The sequence below is a fragment of the Ruegeria sp. TASC047 genome (genome assembly GCF_059612445.1).
In genome coordinates this window covers 86,007-102,506 of the sequence record NZ_JBXWQP010000028.1, presented here as the reverse complement: position 1 = coordinate 102,506, position 16,500 = coordinate 86,007, and the positions used below count along the sequence as shown (strand labels likewise).

The window sequence follows — 16,500 nt, the reverse complement described above, 5'->3', positions numbered from 1 at the left end:
AAAGCTGAGCAACAGCGCATCAGGCTTGATTCAAACATGATTTCCGGCAAGGCTGGTGGTATGAACATGCAGCCTCCCAACCGGTTTTCGGCAAACGCAGCGCAGATGCCCGTGGCCTTTGACCGGCATGAGATGTCGCAAATCCTGTCCGTTTATGGACGGATGGTCGCCGCCGGAGAGTGGCGAGACTATGGCATCTCAAACCTGCGCGACATGGCGGTATTCTCGATCTTCCGGCGCACCGCTGAGCACCCGATCTACCGCGTCGAAAAGCACCCGCGCCTGAAGTCCCGGCAGGGTATGTACTCAGTCATAGGTATGGATGGCCGTATCCTGAAACGCGGCCATGATCTGCGCGCGGTACTGCGGGTGCTGGAACGCAAGCTCATCCGGGCCGTAAACCCGGATTAGAGCCTTTTTCGCGCTGTAACAGGTCCGTCGCCCTGATCCTGAATGCGCTGAATCGCCCGGTCCATTGGCTCGTACACAACCGCCATATGGCTGGCGTTCGCATGTAAAATCATGTTGTCGCCCGAAACCCAGGCCACGTGCCCTTTCCAGAACAGCAAATCCCCACGCTGCGCAGGTGATTCAGCTGACAGGACAGCGCCCAAGGCTTGTTCCTGATCGCCGCTGTTGCCGGGGCAGGGAATACCGCAGGCCAGCAGCGCGGCTTGAACAAGCCCTGAACAATCGATGCCGAACCGGCTGTTGCCGCCCCACAGATAGGGCGTGCCCAGGAACAACTCGGCCACGGCAACCGGATCACGCGGTTTTTCTGCAATTGGGGCCGTGTGAACCTTTGGGACAAAACCAAACTCGGTCTGCACAAACCGATCCGTTTCGGCAGTCGCATGGATTTTACTTCCGAAACTCAGAGACAAGAGATCGCAGCTTTTTATATCGCGGGCCGCGTAGGCATGTGTTGCAGGCGCATTGATCCAATGAGTTGCAGGCATATCCTCGGACAGGTGGTCTGTTTCCAGCCAACCAGCATATCCGTCTTTTTCCGCGACGATCCTGCTCCACCCGCCGTGGTTTTCTTTGACATGAACCGCGTCCCCCAGCAGCAATTGCCGGTCACGCGGCCCGTCAGGGGCACGCAGCAGGTCGACGACCGGTTTGGATACGCGGCGCTTGGTCATAATCCCAATACCTCCGGTAATGCCGACAGCACTGCGCGTGAGCCCTGACCCAGACCGCCTTTTGTGCGGCCGGGTTCATTGCTGGGTTGCCACGCGTAGATGTCAAAATGGATATAGCGGCTGGACCCTACGAACCGGCGCAGAAACAGCGCGGCGGTGATAGACCCGGCAAACCCGCCCGAGGGGGCATTGTCCAGATCGGCAATGCCGGGTTCGATCATCGCCTCGTAGGGTGTGTGAAAGGGCATTCTCCAGACCGGATCAGCGGACGTTTTGGCCGCTTGTGCCAAGGCCACGGCGCAGCTTTCGTCGTCGGTGTAAAACGGTGCCAGATCAGGGCCCACGGCCACGCGCGCCGCACCGGTCAGCGTTGCCATCGAGATCACCAGATCGGGATTCCCTTCATCCGCCAAAGTCAGCGCATCAGCCAGAACCAGACGCCCTTCGGCGTCGGTGTTGTTGATTTCGACGGTCAGACCCTTGCGTGAGGTCAGGATATCACCGGGGCGGAAGGCATTGCCTGATACCGCGTTTTCAACGGCCGGGATCAGAACCTGCAGTTGCAGGGGAAGGTCCAGCGCCATGATCATCCGTGCCAGTCCCAACACATTGGCCGCGCCACCCATGTCTTTTTTCATCAGGCCCATGGATGCGCCCGGTTTCAAATTCAGCCCGCCGGTATCGAAACATACACCTTTGCCCACCAGTGTCAGTCTGGGGCCACTAGTGCCCCAGTTCAGCTCGATCAGCCTGGGGGCCTGTTCCGCGGCCCGCCCTACTGTGTGAATCATGGGAAAATTCTGGTCCAGCAGCGCATGGCCGGTGATCACGTTGCAAGACGCGCCGAATTCATCCGCCAGAACCTCGACCGCTTGCTGCAACTGATCCGGTCCCATGTCCGAAGTGGGCGTGTTGACCAGATCGCGCGTCAGAGCCTCGGCATTTGCCATGGCTTCGATACGGGCGGCGTTGATGCCGTCAGGTGCAATCAATGCCGCTGACCCTCCGGTCTGGGACGCATATCGATCAAAAGCATAGCCGGTCATCAGCCAGCCAAGACACTCCATCTCCAATAAATCCGCAGGAATGCCCGAAGCAATGCCGTAGGTGCGTTCCGGCAGGGCCATGGCCGCCGCGGCAAGGGGGAACCGTTTGCGCACACGTTTTTCTTCGGTTCCGTAACCGGCCAGCGCGAATTCAATTGCGCCGTTCGTGGCTGGCACAAGCAGGACCTGCCCCAGCGCACCGGAAAACCCGTTTGCTGCGACCCAGGACTGCACGCGCTCGGGCTGATCCAGAAGCCAGCCGTCCAAATCCGGCTGCGCGATCACATGAAGCGGTACGGAAGGGTCAGAGGATGGGGCGAAGGACAGTGTCATGGGCGCCTCGACAGATTGTTTCTGTGCACAGACTAGCCGCGCATATTCTGCCCGCAACCCCTGTCAGACGGAAAGGTCCTGTTGATCCCAGACGGCTGTCAATGACCGCTCACCAACGCGGATCAGACGTCCCAGCGTCGCGCCTGCGGCTACCGCGTCACCGACATCGACGGCCTGCGCCACGTCACCTGCAACCCTGGCCAGAACCGTCATCCCGACCTGTTCGGAAATCGCAACCAGGGACCTTGCGCATTTGCGCAGGTCGGCCCATTCGCGCTGACGCCAAAAGCGTTCGCAGTTCGACAGGCGCACTGCCAGTTCTTCGATGGTGCGGCACAGCACATCCAGCGCGTTCTTGTCGCCCAGTTGACGGTAAAGGCCACTTAGTTGATCCGAATCCAGACGGACGGATTCCTTGTGTTCAAGCGTGATTATTTTTTCCACCACATTCACCCTATTTCTGACGCCCCCACGGCGCAGGTTTGATACTGGTGACAAATTCCTTTGCAAAACCTTGCAGAGAAATCGGATAATTGCTCGAATTTTCCTAGAATTCGGTTTAGAGGATCGGTCAGCGACAAGAACGGGGACACCGTAATGGAATTTGCCAAACCTTTGCCGAGCTATCTGGTCACGCGGTATCACGGCTGGAAAGCGACCACGTATTCGGAAAACCAGGTCTGGTTCAAGCGGCTGGCAGATGAAGGGCAGCGGCCCCGGGCGATGGTGATTTCCTGCTGCGACAGCCGGGTCCATGTGACCTCGATGTTCGGTGCCGATCAGGGCGATTTCTTTATCCACCGCAATATCGCCAATCTGGTGCCACCCTATGCGCCGGACGGCGATCATCACGGTACCAGCGCAGCAATCGAGTACGCCGTCACTTCTCTCAAGGTTGCGCATCTGATGGTTCTTGGCCATTCGCAATGCGGTGGTGTTCAGGGCTGTATCGACATGTGCAAGGGTCAGGCGCCGCAACTGGACGCAAAGGAAAGCTTTGTCGGTCGCTGGATGGACATTCTGAAACCAAAATTCGAACTTGTCGCTGATATCAAAGACAGCCTCGAACAAGCCCGGCAGCTGGAACGCCAGTCGGTTGTTGCGTCGCTTGAAAACCTGATGACGTTCCCGTTCATCTCGTCAGCGGTCGAACAGGGCACCCTGAGCCTGCACGGGTTGTGGACCGATATCGGCGCTGGCGGGTTAGAGAGTTTCGACCCCATACAGAAGAAATTCGTTCCGGTCTGACGACAGTTCATAGTGAAAAAATGATGCGGAATACGGCTCTGTTTCAGAGCCGTTACTTCGTATGCTCCACACATGACGTTTGAATCCGATCTAGGGCTCAACCCCATGTCCCGCTGGATGGAGTTGATGATGGATAAATGGGTTGGCGGCGATTACGAGCGCGGGTTGAATAATCTGAAAGTGCTGATCGAAGATAACACCTAGACCCTTCTTGAGATCGCAACATGCGCTCTGGTATGCCCACCAAGGCGGCGGAGACCTCGCGGATTAGTCCAAGCGAAACCGCGCGAATTTGCCGAAATGGTCGGATCCCATGAACGGGCGCAGTTCGACTGTTCCGGTTGTTCCCTTCGGGAACAAAAGGTTGTCGATTGGCAACGGTAGGTGCCATCTGCCAAGATCATGAGTGTTCAGGACGGCCCCAAAACTCTGGTTGTCTGCTGCCGCCGCGATCCGCCGGACGCTTGCACCCCAAGGAACCATGTTGAAATCCCCGGCTATCAGAACCGGGCCATCCAGATCCGCAATGCGTTCCGCAATGATCCGGCTTTGGGTTGATTGGTCATAAGGAAAAGGCCAGTTCAGGTGGATCGATACGATCCAGACCAAAGACCCGTCCGGGGCTTCGACTTGTATTCCGACAAGACCATGACCTTTCAGGCAGAGCCCGGACCCTTCGACAATCGGCAAAGTTGTCAGGATGGCAACGTTTTGTTCGGGACGAAACTCACAGATCACCTTTTCGGGGTAATGCTCGAACAGGTTGCTCATGTATTCGCGGTTGTGACTCGAGACTTCCTGCAACGTCACGATCTGAGCATCGGATGCAATGATGTCGTCGGCCAGCGAATACCGGGGCCACGCCCGGCTCATGAGGTTCTTTTGATACAGGGTCAGACACGGACCGTTGCAGTCCTTGGGCGGGGCGGCGAAACTGGTTGCGATTGATCCCACTGCAACAGCGGCAATGGCCAGGGTGACCAAAGCAAGGTATCTGGCGCGCATATACAGCAGGATCGCCGCACACGGCAAAAGCAGAACGCCGGCTTGTGGGCGGAAAAGCGCAAAGGAATCTCCGACCGCCAGGAACTGCCCGGTAAACCCGATGAGGATAAGCCCAACCAGAATGCCTGTACATCCTAAGATCAGGTATCTTCCAATTCTGCGTTTGGTCGAATTTCCCATGCTCTGCCCCTGATGCCCTGTGCAGGGCACCACCTGTTGTCTGTTCTGTCCCATCCATCGCGTTCAGGTCGGTGATTAGCTGGCAAGCACGCCTGAATTTGTCAACTGGTCGGCAATTTGGATTGCCGTCAGCGCTCTGCCGATGCTTGGGGTCCGGTCGGTGCCTTGATGGGTGCGGCTGATGAAATAGACGGCAAAATCCGAGCGTCTTTGGAAGCTACCTCAGGTCCATCCCCTCGGGCCAGTTCAGTTCAAGGTTCAAGGTGATGTTTGCCTTTTGATCGGGGGCAATATCCATTTCCCAAGCTAGAATTCCGCGTTGGTTGTCCACATTTTCTTCATTTGGGCGCGGATTGGCGTTCCACGTGATTTCCAGATCGTCCTGCTCGGAATATGGAACCCGGTCCAAAAGGCGCAGCGGCCAGGTTTGGTCCGTCAGGTTTTCAATGCTGATTTCAGCCTGTTCGATCCGTTGATTGGACCGCGAAATGATCCCGGTGTCACCGCTGCTGCGGTTCAGGATCTGTCGCGAAAGTGTCAGACCATGGATGGGACCAAATCCCATCTCGATTTCTTCCCGAGGGCCAATTTCCTGCGACCCTCCGGCAGCAACAAGAATATCGTCTACAAACACCGCGCGGCAGCCGACTCCAGAAGCCTCTGATCCATTGGGTTTGTGAACCGCGCGGTCCGATACGCTGTGTCATCGCGCCAGGGCACGCCAAGCGCAAAAACCTCGGCAGATTGGGTGATTGAGTCCAATGCGACCTCGGTAATCTCATAACCAGTGGAAACCGAGATGAGATTTGGCAAAGTATATGTGATACCGGTGCCTTCTACTGACGAGGTCAACATCGTGCCTATGGATGTCTCTTCCACTATAACAGGTGCCTCGACAACCGCTTCTGCCAATTTCCCGAAATTTCCCTGTTCTGGTTGCGGTGGCGGTGTTTCGCGTATCCAATGTCGCACTGAAGGCAGCCATGATGCAGCGCTCTGCCCTGTGGGGGCAATAGTCGACACATGCATCGTAACATCGCGCCAGTTTTCACCTGTGTCCTGCGTGATCAGGATGTTGCGGTCGATCCGAACTGTGGGCGCATCGCCGGTTGCCAAATGAAACTCGTATCCCGGAGACCATTCTGCGGCATAGGAGTCGATGTAGGACACGGTCAGAGCACCCTTTGTTGCCGTGTCGGAGGTCACGTCGATGGCAACGAATACATGGTCATCAGCTTCGGGGATCAGTGCTGCCAGATCAGCCTGAGCAATCAACAAATCTTCTTCCAGCTGTTCCAGTTGCCGCTCGACACCTCGGGCTTCGATTTCCGCCGATTGGGCTTCTTGCTCGGCGCGCAGAGATTCCTCGGCGATCATGCGGGTGATCTCACGCAGCGTGTTTGGGTCGGCAGGCAGGCCTTCATTCTGTCCCAATTGACCAAGAAACAATAAGGATTGGCGTGCAGCCTCGGCGCGTAAACGGGTGGCTTTTGCCTTGTCAGTGACAGCAGTGATCTGATCTTCGATGGCTTCGATCCGGTCCTCGGCCTGCATTACAGCTTCGCTTTTGCGGTCCTGTACCGGAAGGTTTTCAAAGCGCCGCAGCAACGCGGTTTGTGTCAGACCTTCGGTCAGAACCTGAATTGAAAACAACTGATTTTCGTCACGTGCGGGAATGCCCTGCAAGATCAAACGATGGTTGCCAGCAGGAATATCGTAGGCCCCTGTGCGGATAATGTCGGCTCCTCTGGGGTAAACCGTGACCTCACTGACTTTGGTGTCGATCAAAAATGTTTCAGCATTCAGGACAGTGGGCGCAAGGGCCAGAAGGTAAATCAGGGGTCTCATAATCACTCACGGAAATCAGGGGCTATCTTCCCGCAAGGGTTGCAGCCCGGATGGTCGACTGCAAGCACAAAAAAGGGCCGCCTGCAAAGGGCGACCCTTAGGGGTTTTCAGCGTTGAAAGCCCTCAGCCCTTTTTCAGGACCTCACGGCCCAGCAGTTCGGCGATCTGAACCGCGTTCAGGGCGGCACCCTTGCGCAGGTTGTCGCTGACGCACCACAGGTTCAGACCGTTTTCGATAGTCGAATCCTGGCGGATGCGGCTGATGAATGTGGCAAAGTCGCCTGCGCATTCGATGGGCGAGACGTAGCCACCCGCTTCGCGCTTGTCGATCACCATGATGCCCGGCGCTTCGCGCAGGATATCGCGGGCTTCGTCTTCGTCCAGAAACTCTTCGAACTCGATATTCACGGCTTCGGAATGGCCGACAAACACCGGCACGCGGACGCAGGTTGCAGTGACCTTGATCGACGGATCGACGATCTTCTTGGTCTCGACAACCATCTTCCACTCTTCCTTGGTCGAGCCGTCTTCCATGAAGACGTCGATCTGCGGAATGACGTTGAAGGCGATCTGCTTCTGGAACTTCTTCGGGGCGACCTCGGTGGTAGGGTTGTAGACGGCCTTGGTCTGATCCCAAAGCTCATCCATGCCCTCTTTGCCGGCACCCGAAACTGACTGATATGTCGACACAACAACGCGCTTGATCTTGGCGCGGTCATGCAGCGGCTTCAGCGCGACAACCATCTGCGCTGTCGAGCAGTTGGGGTTGGCGATGATGTTCTTGTTCTTGTAGTCGTGGATCGCCTGCGGGTTACATTCCGGCACGATCAGCGGAATGTCCGGGTCATAGCGATAGAGCGACGAGTTGTCGATCACCACACAACCCGCCGCAGCTGCCTTGGGGGCGTAGACTTTGGTCGCCTCGGAACCCACGGCAAACAGCGCCATGTCCCAGCCGGTGAAATCGAACGTGTCCAGATCTTTGGTCGTAAGGGTCTTGTCGCCAAAGCTTACTTCGGTACCCAGCGAGCGACGGCTTGCCAGGGCGGCAAGTTCATCAACCGGGAACTGGCGTTCAGCCAGAATGTTCAGCATTTCGCGGCCCACGTTGCCCGTGGCGCCGACGACTACGACGCGATAGCCCATTTCATGTCTCCAAAGTTAAGGACGCGCGTTCATAGCCGCGTTGCGGCGAAGAAAAAAGGGCTATCAGCGGGGTTTTCAACGACTGATGCTGAATTCAAGCGGTTCAATCGTTCAAAAGTCGTTCATATAGCGCAACCAGCGTCTTTGCTTCGCCCTGAATGTCAAAATTCTGCTCGACATGGGTGCGGGATGCCTGACCCGCTTGTGACAGGGAATCATTGCATTTCAACATCTGGGCAATCGCCTCGACCAAGGCGGGAACATCATCGGGGGCCACCACCTTGCCAGAGGATAGATCAGTTATGATCTCGGAGAACGCACCGACATCTGTGGCTACAACCGGAACACCGCAGGCCATTGCTTCGAGTGGGGTCAAACCAAATCCCTCCCACCTTTGTGGCGCAACAAACAGGTCCAGAACCTGATACCATTCAGCAATCTGATCTACGGTCACCTCGGGCTTGAAAAGGATGCGATCCGACAAGCCAGCCTTTGCGACCTTATCCTTCAGTTCGGCCAGAAATGCGGTGTGTTTCTCGGTTGCCCGGCCCATGACGATGCCTGACACTGTGTCGAACCGCCCGCACACGTCAATCATGGCGTCGACAAAGGCATCCGTGCCTTTTTGGTGTCGAATACGGCCGTAACACCCTAACAGTACCCCATCCGGCAGCCCCAGCCGAGCACGGACGGCGGCCTTGTCTGAAGGCGGAACGAAGTCTTCTACGTTGATGCCATGCATCACCACCTGCGAGTCTCGCTCAAGATACCCTGCGGTTTTGCGCGAGGTTGCAACGACCGCATCCATCTTTCCGATCAGCCATTTGGTATAGCCTGTGTGCGGCCTTTGGGACGCGCTTGTGAACAGCATTTTGAGCTTTAACCGGAACACATCGCGCAGGATAAGCCCCAGCAACATCTCGGTGTTGCGGCGTGCGTGCCAGACCCGCCTTTTACGACGCGACAGGAAGGGCAGTCGACCCAGCGGGATGTGCGGCGTGTCGGCGGGCAGACCCGGTCCAGTGGCGGCGATGTCGATCCATTGCGCCTGCAGAGGAACCAGCCTTGCGATGGTCGCTGTTACGCCCGAAAGTCTGCGTTTTAGATTTGGGGCTATGACAACGGGGTCTTTCAACGGACTCTCCTGATGGCTGCGTCAATCCACACTATCCCGGCTGAATAGATAGATCACGCAACCAATGGCAAGGGTGACTGCAAAAAACCCGAATATTGCGGTGTAGGGTGCCGTTGATCCGTCTTGCACTGTGGCTGCGTGAATACGTCCGGTGACGAATTGAGAAATGCCAACGCCGCCGATGCCGAAAAGATTCAGCAATGTCACACCACGCCCCACCAGATGCGGAGGCACGAAGGCACGGCCATGAGCCATGATGACCGGAAAGCTGGCACCGGTAAAGCCGATCACGGCCATCAGCAGGACAGACAGCCATGTTGCATCCTCGATCCACAAGCAGAGCAAGCCCAACGCAGCTGCGCCCAGTGCGTTGCCAGCGAAAACCACCCATTTCCGGGTACCAAAAACGCGGTCCAGCGGTCCGTAAACAAAAGTGCCCGCAATCATAGCCGCACCCATGATCAGCGTTGCAGTGCCGATCTGAGTGGCACTTAAGCCAAAGACGTCGTTCAGGTACGGCCCGGCCCAAAGCCCTCGCAGCGCAGCAGAGGGGGCGTAGGCAACCAGCATCAGGGGCAGGATCAGCCACAGGGCAGGCTCCTTCAGCAGATCCAGCAGGGATCCCTTGTGTTCTGTTTCGACCTTCGCCGGGTCGTGAACAGTCAGCCACAGGCCCAATGCGATTGCGGCGGACACTGTGGCCAACCCGACCATCGTTGCACGCCACCCCATCCATTCCACGGCAAGCGCGGTTGGATAAGAAGCCACCAGATTTCCAACGGACCCTGCGCCCAACATCACGGCGGCCAATGTGGCAAACCGCGCCGGGGGGTATTCACGCGCAAAGATATAGTAGGAGGCCATTAGGACCGGAGAGCACCCGACACCGATCAGGCCCATGGCTATGCTGATGTGCAGGGGCGTTGTTGCGGCTGCAAAAACCGCCGCTCCACCTGCCCCGCCGACCAGAAGCAGCGCGGCGGACGTGAGGCGTGGGCCAATCCTGTCCAGCGCCCATCCGACCGGGATCTGCAAGACGGCGAATACAATAAACCAAAGACCGGAAGCAAAGGCCAAATCTTCGGGCATGGCACTTATGTCACGTTCCAGATCCAGGCTGAGAACCGCAAGGAAAGCGCGGAAAAATTGGCTGAGCACATAGCCCAGGCATAAAACCACCAAACCTGCCTGCATCTTCAGCCCTTTCCTGCTCGTCCGAGGAAAATGCTTGGCACGCCGTGATGCAACGCACAAGCCTGTGTATTATGTTTCAAAGTCAGGACATGGCTCGCCTTCCGGCTATCTTTGTCAAAACATTGACTTCGAGGGGGAGCATGAAAGACCTCCAGTTCACATTTTACGAAAACCTTCCCTTGCAGCGCGATTTTACCCGCCTGGCAGACCCCGCACAGTTTTCAAAACTGCCCGATGATTGGGTTCTGGGTGTTGCTGACATTGTCGATTCAACAGGCGAAATCGCGCGGGGCCGGTACAAGACAGTCAATACTGTGGGCGCTGCGGTAATTTCGGCCATGATCAATGCAATGGACGGTGCGCTGTTTCCATATGTCTTTGGCGGCGATGGGGCGGGATTTGCTGTCCCGCCCGGAAAAGCTGAAACCGCCCGGACTACGCTGGCGGATTTGCGGCGCTGGGCAGATGAAGAGTTCTCCATGCCATTACGGGCGGCGCTGGTGTCGGTGGCTGATATTCGCAAAGCGGGTAAGGATCTGCGCGTTGCTCGCTATGCACCCTCTACCGGAGTGGACTACGCCATGTTTTCCGGCGGTGGTCTGGCCTGGGCCGAGGCCGGGATGAAAGCCGGGCAAAATATGGTCACACCCGCAGGGCCAGGTGCGCAGCCGGATCTGACAGGCCTTTCTTGCAGGTGGTCCAACAGCCCGGCCCGTCACGGTCAAATCGTTTCATTGGTCGTACAGCCCACACCGTCAGCAACCGAACGGGACTTTGCCGATCTTGCGCAATCCGTCTTGTCCGCGTCGGAAGCGCTTGAGCGTGCTGGCCATCCGGTGTCGGAAAAGGGTCCGCCCATGACATGGCCTCCACCCGGCCTTGACATCGACGCACATGTGTCGCGCAACGGGCGTCATGTGATTTTGCACAAGCTCGTCCTGCTGGTTCAAAACCTGTTGATCGCGGTATTGTTCAAAACTGGCCTGCGGATGGGACGCTTTGAGCCGGACCATTACAGACATATGGTCAGTAGTAATGCCGATTACCGAAAGTTTGATGACGGGCTGAAAATGACGCTCGACTGCGATCCGGACACATTGCGCCAAATCGAACACCTGCTTGAAGAGGCGCGTCGCCGTGGGAAAATCAGATACGGTTTGCACGCACAGGACGAGGCGATGATGACATGTATCGTCCCCTCGGCCACACGGGATGACCATGTGCATTTTGTTGATGGAGCCTCGGGCGGCTATGCGCAGGCCGCTGCGGCCATGCGCACTTGAGTGTCTAGGAAGGTTTCCATTGCGCGGCCAGCGCGCGTGCCGCCTGTGCCAGCAGCATCACATCTATACCGACCGCCAGAAATTGGGCGCCCATGTCCAGATAGGCCTGACGCGCTTCGTCATTGGTGGCAAGGATGCCCGGCGCTTTGCCTGCGGCCTTGATCCGGGCCAGGGCGTCCGCGATGACCGCACGCACCTCGGGTGCGGCGCTGTTGCCCTTGTACCCCATGTCGGTTGACAGATCAGCGGGGCCAATGAAAACGCCATCCACACCTTCGATTTGAAGAATGTCATCCAACGCGGCCACTCCGGCGCGGGTTTCTACCTGCAACAACAGGCAGATTTCCTGATCTGCGGTCTGGATATAGTCGCTTGTCGACCCATACATCGTGGCGCGCGATGCCGCTGCGCCAACACCCCGCACCCCGTCCGGTGGATAGCGGCAGGCACGGACCAGATCCTGCGCCTGCGCGGCGCTTTCGACAATCGGAACCAGTACTGTTTGGGCACCAGCATCCAGAACCATCTTGATCAGCCAGGTCTCTCCAACAGGGACCCGAACAACGGGATGAGATGCGCTACCGGCCAAAGCTGTCAGTTGATCCCGGATCGAGCGGATCTCATTTGGCGCATGTTCACCATCGATCACCAGCCAATCGAAACCCGCGGTTCCCATGATCTCGGCGGTGACGGATTCAGCAAAGCTCATCCAGCAACCAATCTGCTGTTCGCCCTTTATTAGAGCCTGTTTGAACATATTCTTTGGGGCTGACATGCTGAAACCTCATATTTGAGCCGGAGCAGGTGAGAAGGACATGAAATGGACCTCGGTCGCATCATCAACGGTCGTTCCTAATTGTCCAGCCTGAAATCGGCCCGCATAACGTGCGAATACGGGAGTGGGCGCTGCTGCTGCGTGTCGGGTTGCTTGCTTATATCCCGGATTTCGGTGATAATTTTCTTATGACCGACGATCTCCCTCTGACGTCGCGATCTTTGCCCATTGCGCTTTTGCGGGCGCGGGAAAAGGTTATGGGACCCATTCGAGCAATGCTGGCTGACGCTGGTGTCACGGAACAGCAGTGGCGGGTGTTGCGGGTGTTGAATGAAGAAGGCCCGCAAGAGCCGACCCACATCGCCGATCGCGCCTGCCTGTTGCTGCCAAGCCTGACGCGCATTCTGCAAAAGCTGGAGAACCGCGGACTGATCACGCGGCGCAGCCATCCGGCAGACCGACGGCGCCAGGTTGTTGAGATCAGCTCAAAAGGGGTTCAGATCATTCGTGCCAATCTGGCTGCAAGCACAGCCCAGGCGGAACGTATTCGATCTCAGCTTGGACCGGACAAGCATGAGTTACTGCTGGATCTGCTGAACGAGTTGAAGGACCTCGAATCTTGATTATTCTCACTGCATCCGGTGTCGTCGGCAGTGACCCCGCCGGAAACTGTAGGGGGAGTCTCCGACGGGGCGGCCAGACCCGGACTGGTCGTTGGTGCCTGGCCTAAGACCGGTTACGTCAAACCTGACGGTCCGGCCTGTGCTTCGGAGTATCTGAAAAGCCTGTGATGTGGCTCTGAACAGGGTCTTTTGGCCCTTGGGGGAGGGGCCTTGCACCTATACTCTCCGAAACTGGTTTAGGCAGTTGCCGACCGGTAAATGGGTCAGCGTATGGTTTGCCGACGTCACTTTGGTGAAATGCTTTACCAAAGCTGCTGTTTTGAATTTTGACACCGCACCGAAATCGGCGCGGGCCTGACTACCTGAGGATTTTGCCCGGCTTTTGGCTGAGCCAAGAGTTGTTTCGACCTGTTCGTGTACTGGTGAGACCATAAAAACTGATGAAACCAATTTTTGACACGGCGTCAGTCAATCAGGTCAGAATTGAGCCGTTTCACGCTGAAACACCACTTCGAGATTGGCGAAATACAGCGTGTTTTCCGGTCTTGCTGGCGGGTCTGGCAGACGTAATATGGCAGCTACGCAACCTTCAGGGACTATCATGCCAAACAGCCTGTTTTCGCTTCCGGACCCGATCACCATCCCCGTTGTCGGCGCAGCGGCCGGATATCCCATTGGACGGATTTTCTGCGTCGGTCGAAACTATGCAGCCCATGCCGCCGAAATGGGGAATGAGGTGGATCGCGAGGCACCTTTCTACTTCACCAAATCCGCCCCGAACTCCGTACTCTCGGGTGCGACGGTTCCTTATCCTGCCGGGACCGAAAATTACCATCATGAGATGGAATTGGCATTGGCCATTGGAAAGCCCGTGTTTCGCGCCACCAGTGCGCAGGCGTGGGAAGCCGTTTATGCCTATGGCTGCGCCCTGGATATGACGCGTCGTGATCTGCAAATCCGCGAGCGCAACAAGCAGCGGCCCTGGGATCTGGGAAAGGACGTCGAAAACGGAGCGGTCTTTGCCCCGTTGACGCCAGCTGCCGACTGGATCCCGGAGGATGACAAACGCATTCAGCTAAGCGTAAACGGAGAGTTGCGCCAGAACGCGACCCTCGAGGAGCTGATCTGGAAGATCGACGAGATTGTCATGCACCTGTCCGGCTTTTACCACCTGCGCCCCGGTGACCTGATTCTGACCGGTACACCGGCTGGTGTTGGTCCGGTCGTTGCGGGGGATGTTCTGACAGGTAAGATTGATGGGCTGGAGCCGGTCAAGTTGACCCTGTCAGACGCAGAATAGGCCCTAAATAGGCTCTTTCAGCCAGCCCTTGGCGAACGTCACATGTTCCACACCGGCCAGTCGCCGCACCCGGTCCAGCTCGGCGGTCAGGCGTCGGGTACGGGCATCTGACCAGCGCAACCCGCGCTCGGGCCAGAGCGCTTTGACGTGCAGCAGATCACGATCGCGGTGGGCCTTCATATCGATACGGCCAATCATACGGTCGCCTTCGAGCAGCGGAAAAACGTAGTATCCATAAGTTCTTTTGGCCTCGGGGACGAAAACCTCGATGCGGTAGTGAAAGCCGAACAGCCGCTCGGCCCGGCTGCGGTCGCGCAGCATGGGGTCAAACGGGCTGAGCACGCGAATGCGGCCTGGTGGCTGCGGTACTTCGGTCGTCAGATCTGGGCGTGCGAATGTCTTGCGCAAGCGCCCATCGGCACAGGTAACCTCGATTTCTTCAATGTCGCCACTTTCCAGTGCCGCTGCGCACCAGTCTTTTGCCTCAGCCGCGCTGACGGTGTCCCAGAAAGCCGCCAACTCTCCGGATGTTGCAAATCCCAGCCGGTCCAATGCGGCGTTGCACAGCCAATCCACGGTCGCTTCGGCATCACAGGGCGTGTTGCCGGGGCAGAGATGTGTTTCAATCACGCGCTCTGTCAGATCATAGCGTTTCTGGAACCCATCCCGACCGACGACAGTGAGGGCACCCGAGCGCCACAGATACTCCAACGCGGTTTTCGATGGGTGCCAGTCCCACCACCCGCCCGAGCCCTTCTTTTCATCCTTGCCAACATCCGAGGACGACACCGCCCCATGGTCGCGGATGTGTTGCAGCACTGTGTCAAACTGCTGTTCGAACCCATCCCGCCGCCAGTTCTTCCACCGCGCCTTCAACATATCCGCATCCCGCTGAAAGCGCAGATGCCAATGCTGATAGAACTCCATCGGAATGACCGCCGCGTCATGCGTCCAGTGCTCGAATAGCGCATTGTCCCTTTCATAGAGCCTTTTAAGATTGGCGCTGCGATAGGCGGGCCGGCGAGAGAACAGGATCATGTCATGGGCACGGGCAACGGTGTTGATGCTGTCAAGCTGAACGAACCCAAGCCGGTGGATCAGGTCCAGAAGCGCGGAACCTTTGGCCGAGCCCGAGGGTTGTTCACCCAACGCGTGTCGGTCCATGAAGGTGGCCCGTGCCGTCCGGTTGTCGAGCCTTTTCAGGGATGTGTTCATCGCCGTTTCAGCGTGTCACCATAACTGATCGTGGGGGTCAGAGTAACGCGTGTCTCGATCTCGGTATCAGGATTTTCCAGACGTTCGGCGATGATCTGGGCAGCTTGACGGCCGATTTCCAGACGACAGGCATCCATCGTAGCGAGTTTTCGGGGCAGGCCCTGCAAAAGCTCGACATTGTTAAAGCCTGCTAGGCCAATCTGTCCCGGAATATCGATACCCTGTTCCAACAGGTACAGCAGACCACCGGCCCCGATCATATCGTTCGAGTAATACAGAAAATCCAGCTCGGGCGAGCGTTCCAGCATGGCCTGGGTCATTTCGCGCCCTTTGGCCAGGGCTGATCCACCGGAATAGAACTCGCGATCCTCGATCTCGATCCCGTGCTTGCCAAGAACTTCGGTAAAGCCTTCGAACCGCTTCCGTGCGCGGTGATCCAGTGGCATCTTGGTGCCCATGAAACCGATATGCTGATATCCGGCCTTCAGGATTGCCTGCGCCATCTCGCGCCCCGCGCGGCGGTGTGAAATCCCCACCATCGCATCCACCGGCTTGCCATCCGTGTCCATGATCTCGACCACCGGAATACCCGCCGAATCCAGCATGGCGCGCGCGGCTTCGGTATGTTCAAGCCCCGCAATGATCACGCCAGAGGGCCGCCACGAGAGCATCTCGTACAGCACTTTTTCCTCTTTCTCGGGCAGATAATCGGTTACCCCGACCACGGGTTGCAATTCGGTGTCTTCCAACACCTGGTTGATGCCTGTCATCACCTCGGGGAAGACCATGTTCGAAAGTGAAGGGATGATCACCGCGATCAGATTAACCCGGCTGGACGCCAATGCGCCCGCGATCTTGTTGGGGACATAGCCAAGCTCTTTGGCGGCGGCCAGAACGCGGGTGCGGGTGGCGTCAGACACATCCCCCCGGTTACGCAGAACCCGGCTTACCGTCATCTCGGATACTCCGGAAGCCTCGGACACATCACGAAGGGTAAGCGGGCGTTTGGTTTCACTGTTCACGG

The 16,500-nt window shown here is 57.4% G+C and carries 18 protein-coding genes; 6 read left to right on the top strand and 12 right to left on the bottom strand.

Features of this window, described 5'->3' with window-relative positions:
* Positions 1-60 precede the first annotated feature (60 nt).
* A complete protein-coding gene (locus tag AC2FLO_RS07315; RefSeq protein ID WP_209598949.1) occupies positions 61-411 on the top strand; it encodes a DUF2794 domain-containing protein in 351 nt (116 codons plus the stop codon).
* Here the strand turns inward: AC2FLO_RS07315 and AC2FLO_RS07310 are convergent.
* The 3 genes from AC2FLO_RS07310 to AC2FLO_RS07300 all read right to left on the bottom strand — a co-directional run bounded on the left by AC2FLO_RS07310 (position 408) and on the right by AC2FLO_RS07300 (position 2,977).
* Positions 408-1,145, bottom strand: a complete 738-nt coding sequence (locus AC2FLO_RS07310) for a C40 family peptidase (RefSeq protein WP_496753226.1) — start codon at positions 1,143-1,145, stop codon at positions 408-410. The genes AC2FLO_RS07315 and AC2FLO_RS07310 overlap by 4 nt on opposite strands.
* Positions 1,142-2,524 (bottom strand): leucyl aminopeptidase family protein, encoded by a 1,383-nt coding sequence (locus AC2FLO_RS07305; protein WP_496804284.1) that lies wholly within the window; start codon positions 2,522-2,524, stop codon positions 1,142-1,144. Before AC2FLO_RS07305 ends, AC2FLO_RS07310 begins: the two co-directional genes overlap by 4 nt.
* Positions 2,525-2,587: 63 nt before the next feature.
* Positions 2,588-2,977, bottom strand: a complete 390-nt coding sequence (locus AC2FLO_RS07300) for a hypothetical protein (RefSeq protein ID WP_496753283.1) — start codon at positions 2,975-2,977, stop codon at positions 2,588-2,590.
* 144 nt (positions 2,978-3,121) lie between these two features.
* Between AC2FLO_RS07300 and AC2FLO_RS07295 the strand changes: the two genes are divergently transcribed.
* Both AC2FLO_RS07295 and AC2FLO_RS07290 read left to right on the top strand, forming a co-directional pair.
* Positions 3,122-3,772 (top strand): carbonic anhydrase, encoded by a 651-nt coding sequence (locus AC2FLO_RS07295; protein ID WP_496753224.1) that lies wholly within the window; start codon positions 3,122-3,124, stop codon positions 3,770-3,772.
* A gap of 72 nt (positions 3,773-3,844) precedes the next feature.
* Positions 3,845-3,976: a hypothetical protein gene (locus AC2FLO_RS07290; protein WP_496753223.1), complete on the top strand. Its 132-nt coding sequence runs from the start codon at positions 3,845-3,847 to the stop codon at positions 3,974-3,976.
* Positions 3,977-4,039: 63 nt separating this feature from the next.
* Here AC2FLO_RS07290 and AC2FLO_RS07285 read toward each other — a convergent pair whose 3' ends face one another.
* The 6 genes from AC2FLO_RS07285 to AC2FLO_RS07260 all read right to left on the bottom strand — a co-directional run bounded on the left by AC2FLO_RS07285 (position 4,040) and on the right by AC2FLO_RS07260 (position 10,280).
* The gene (locus tag AC2FLO_RS07285) at positions 4,040-4,957 is read right to left on the bottom strand and encodes an endonuclease/exonuclease/phosphatase family protein (protein WP_496753222.1); all 918 of its coding nucleotides are present in this window, start codon (positions 4,955-4,957) and stop codon (positions 4,040-4,042) included.
* Positions 4,958-5,174: 217 nt separating this feature from the next.
* Positions 5,175-5,591, bottom strand: coding sequence for a DUF4139 domain-containing protein (locus tag AC2FLO_RS07280; RefSeq protein WP_496753221.1), 417 nt, complete (start codon positions 5,589-5,591; stop codon positions 5,175-5,177).
* The gene (locus AC2FLO_RS07275; protein ID WP_496753220.1) at positions 5,582-6,805 is read right to left on the bottom strand and encodes a DUF4139 domain-containing protein; all 1,224 of its coding nucleotides are present in this window, start codon (positions 6,803-6,805) and stop codon (positions 5,582-5,584) included. Before AC2FLO_RS07275 ends, AC2FLO_RS07280 begins: the two co-directional genes overlap by 10 nt.
* Positions 6,806-6,928: 123 nt before the next feature.
* Positions 6,929-7,951, bottom strand: a complete 1,023-nt coding sequence (locus AC2FLO_RS07270; RefSeq protein WP_267367255.1) for an aspartate-semialdehyde dehydrogenase — start codon at positions 7,949-7,951, stop codon at positions 6,929-6,931.
* A 103-nt stretch (positions 7,952-8,054) separates the two neighbouring features.
* Positions 8,055-9,086 carry a glycosyltransferase family 4 protein gene (locus tag AC2FLO_RS07265; RefSeq protein ID WP_496753219.1) on the bottom strand — a complete coding sequence of 344 codons (1,032 nt, stop codon included), beginning with the start codon at positions 9,084-9,086 and terminating at the stop codon, positions 8,055-8,057.
* A 21-nt stretch (positions 9,087-9,107) separates the two neighbouring features.
* Complete coding sequence (locus AC2FLO_RS07260; protein WP_496753218.1) at positions 9,108-10,280, bottom strand: MFS transporter; 1,173 nt, start codon at positions 10,278-10,280, stop codon at positions 9,108-9,110.
* Between the two features lie 140 nt (positions 10,281-10,420).
* On the opposite strand from AC2FLO_RS07260, the gene AC2FLO_RS07255 reads away from it, so the two are divergent.
* Positions 10,421-11,563: a DUF3095 domain-containing protein gene (locus AC2FLO_RS07255; RefSeq protein WP_496753217.1), complete on the top strand. Its 1,143-nt coding sequence runs from the start codon at positions 10,421-10,423 to the stop codon at positions 11,561-11,563.
* Positions 11,564-11,567: 4 nt separating this feature from the next.
* Here the strand turns inward: AC2FLO_RS07255 and AC2FLO_RS07250 are convergent, their stop codons facing one another.
* A complete protein-coding gene (locus tag AC2FLO_RS07250) occupies positions 11,568-12,338 on the bottom strand; it encodes an HpcH/HpaI aldolase family protein (RefSeq protein WP_480898599.1) in 771 nt (256 codons plus the stop codon).
* 188 nt (positions 12,339-12,526) lie between these two features.
* Here AC2FLO_RS07250 and hpaR point away from each other — a divergent pair, with 188 nt between their 5' ends.
* Together hpaR and AC2FLO_RS07240 are read left to right on the top strand one after the other, a co-directional pair.
* The gene (gene hpaR / locus AC2FLO_RS07245; RefSeq protein ID WP_480586891.1) at positions 12,527-12,961 is read left to right on the top strand and encodes a homoprotocatechuate degradation operon regulator HpaR; all 435 of its coding nucleotides are present in this window, start codon (positions 12,527-12,529) and stop codon (positions 12,959-12,961) included.
* 601 nt (positions 12,962-13,562) lie between these two features.
* The gene (locus AC2FLO_RS07240) at positions 13,563-14,261 is read left to right on the top strand and encodes a fumarylacetoacetate hydrolase family protein (protein ID WP_496753216.1); all 699 of its coding nucleotides are present in this window, start codon (positions 13,563-13,565) and stop codon (positions 14,259-14,261) included.
* Positions 14,262-14,264: 3 nt separating this feature from the next.
* Here AC2FLO_RS07240 and AC2FLO_RS07235 read toward each other — a convergent pair whose 3' ends face one another.
* Both AC2FLO_RS07235 and AC2FLO_RS07230 read right to left on the bottom strand, forming a co-directional pair.
* Positions 14,265-15,476, bottom strand: a complete 1,212-nt coding sequence (locus AC2FLO_RS07235) for a winged helix-turn-helix domain-containing protein (RefSeq protein ID WP_496753215.1) — start codon at positions 15,474-15,476, stop codon at positions 14,265-14,267.
* The gene (locus AC2FLO_RS07230; protein ID WP_267366879.1) at positions 15,473-16,498 is read right to left on the bottom strand and encodes a LacI family DNA-binding transcriptional regulator; all 1,026 of its coding nucleotides are present in this window, start codon (positions 16,496-16,498) and stop codon (positions 15,473-15,475) included. The genes AC2FLO_RS07235 and AC2FLO_RS07230 overlap by 4 nt, the downstream gene beginning before the upstream one ends.
* Positions 16,499-16,500 lie beyond the last annotated feature (2 nt).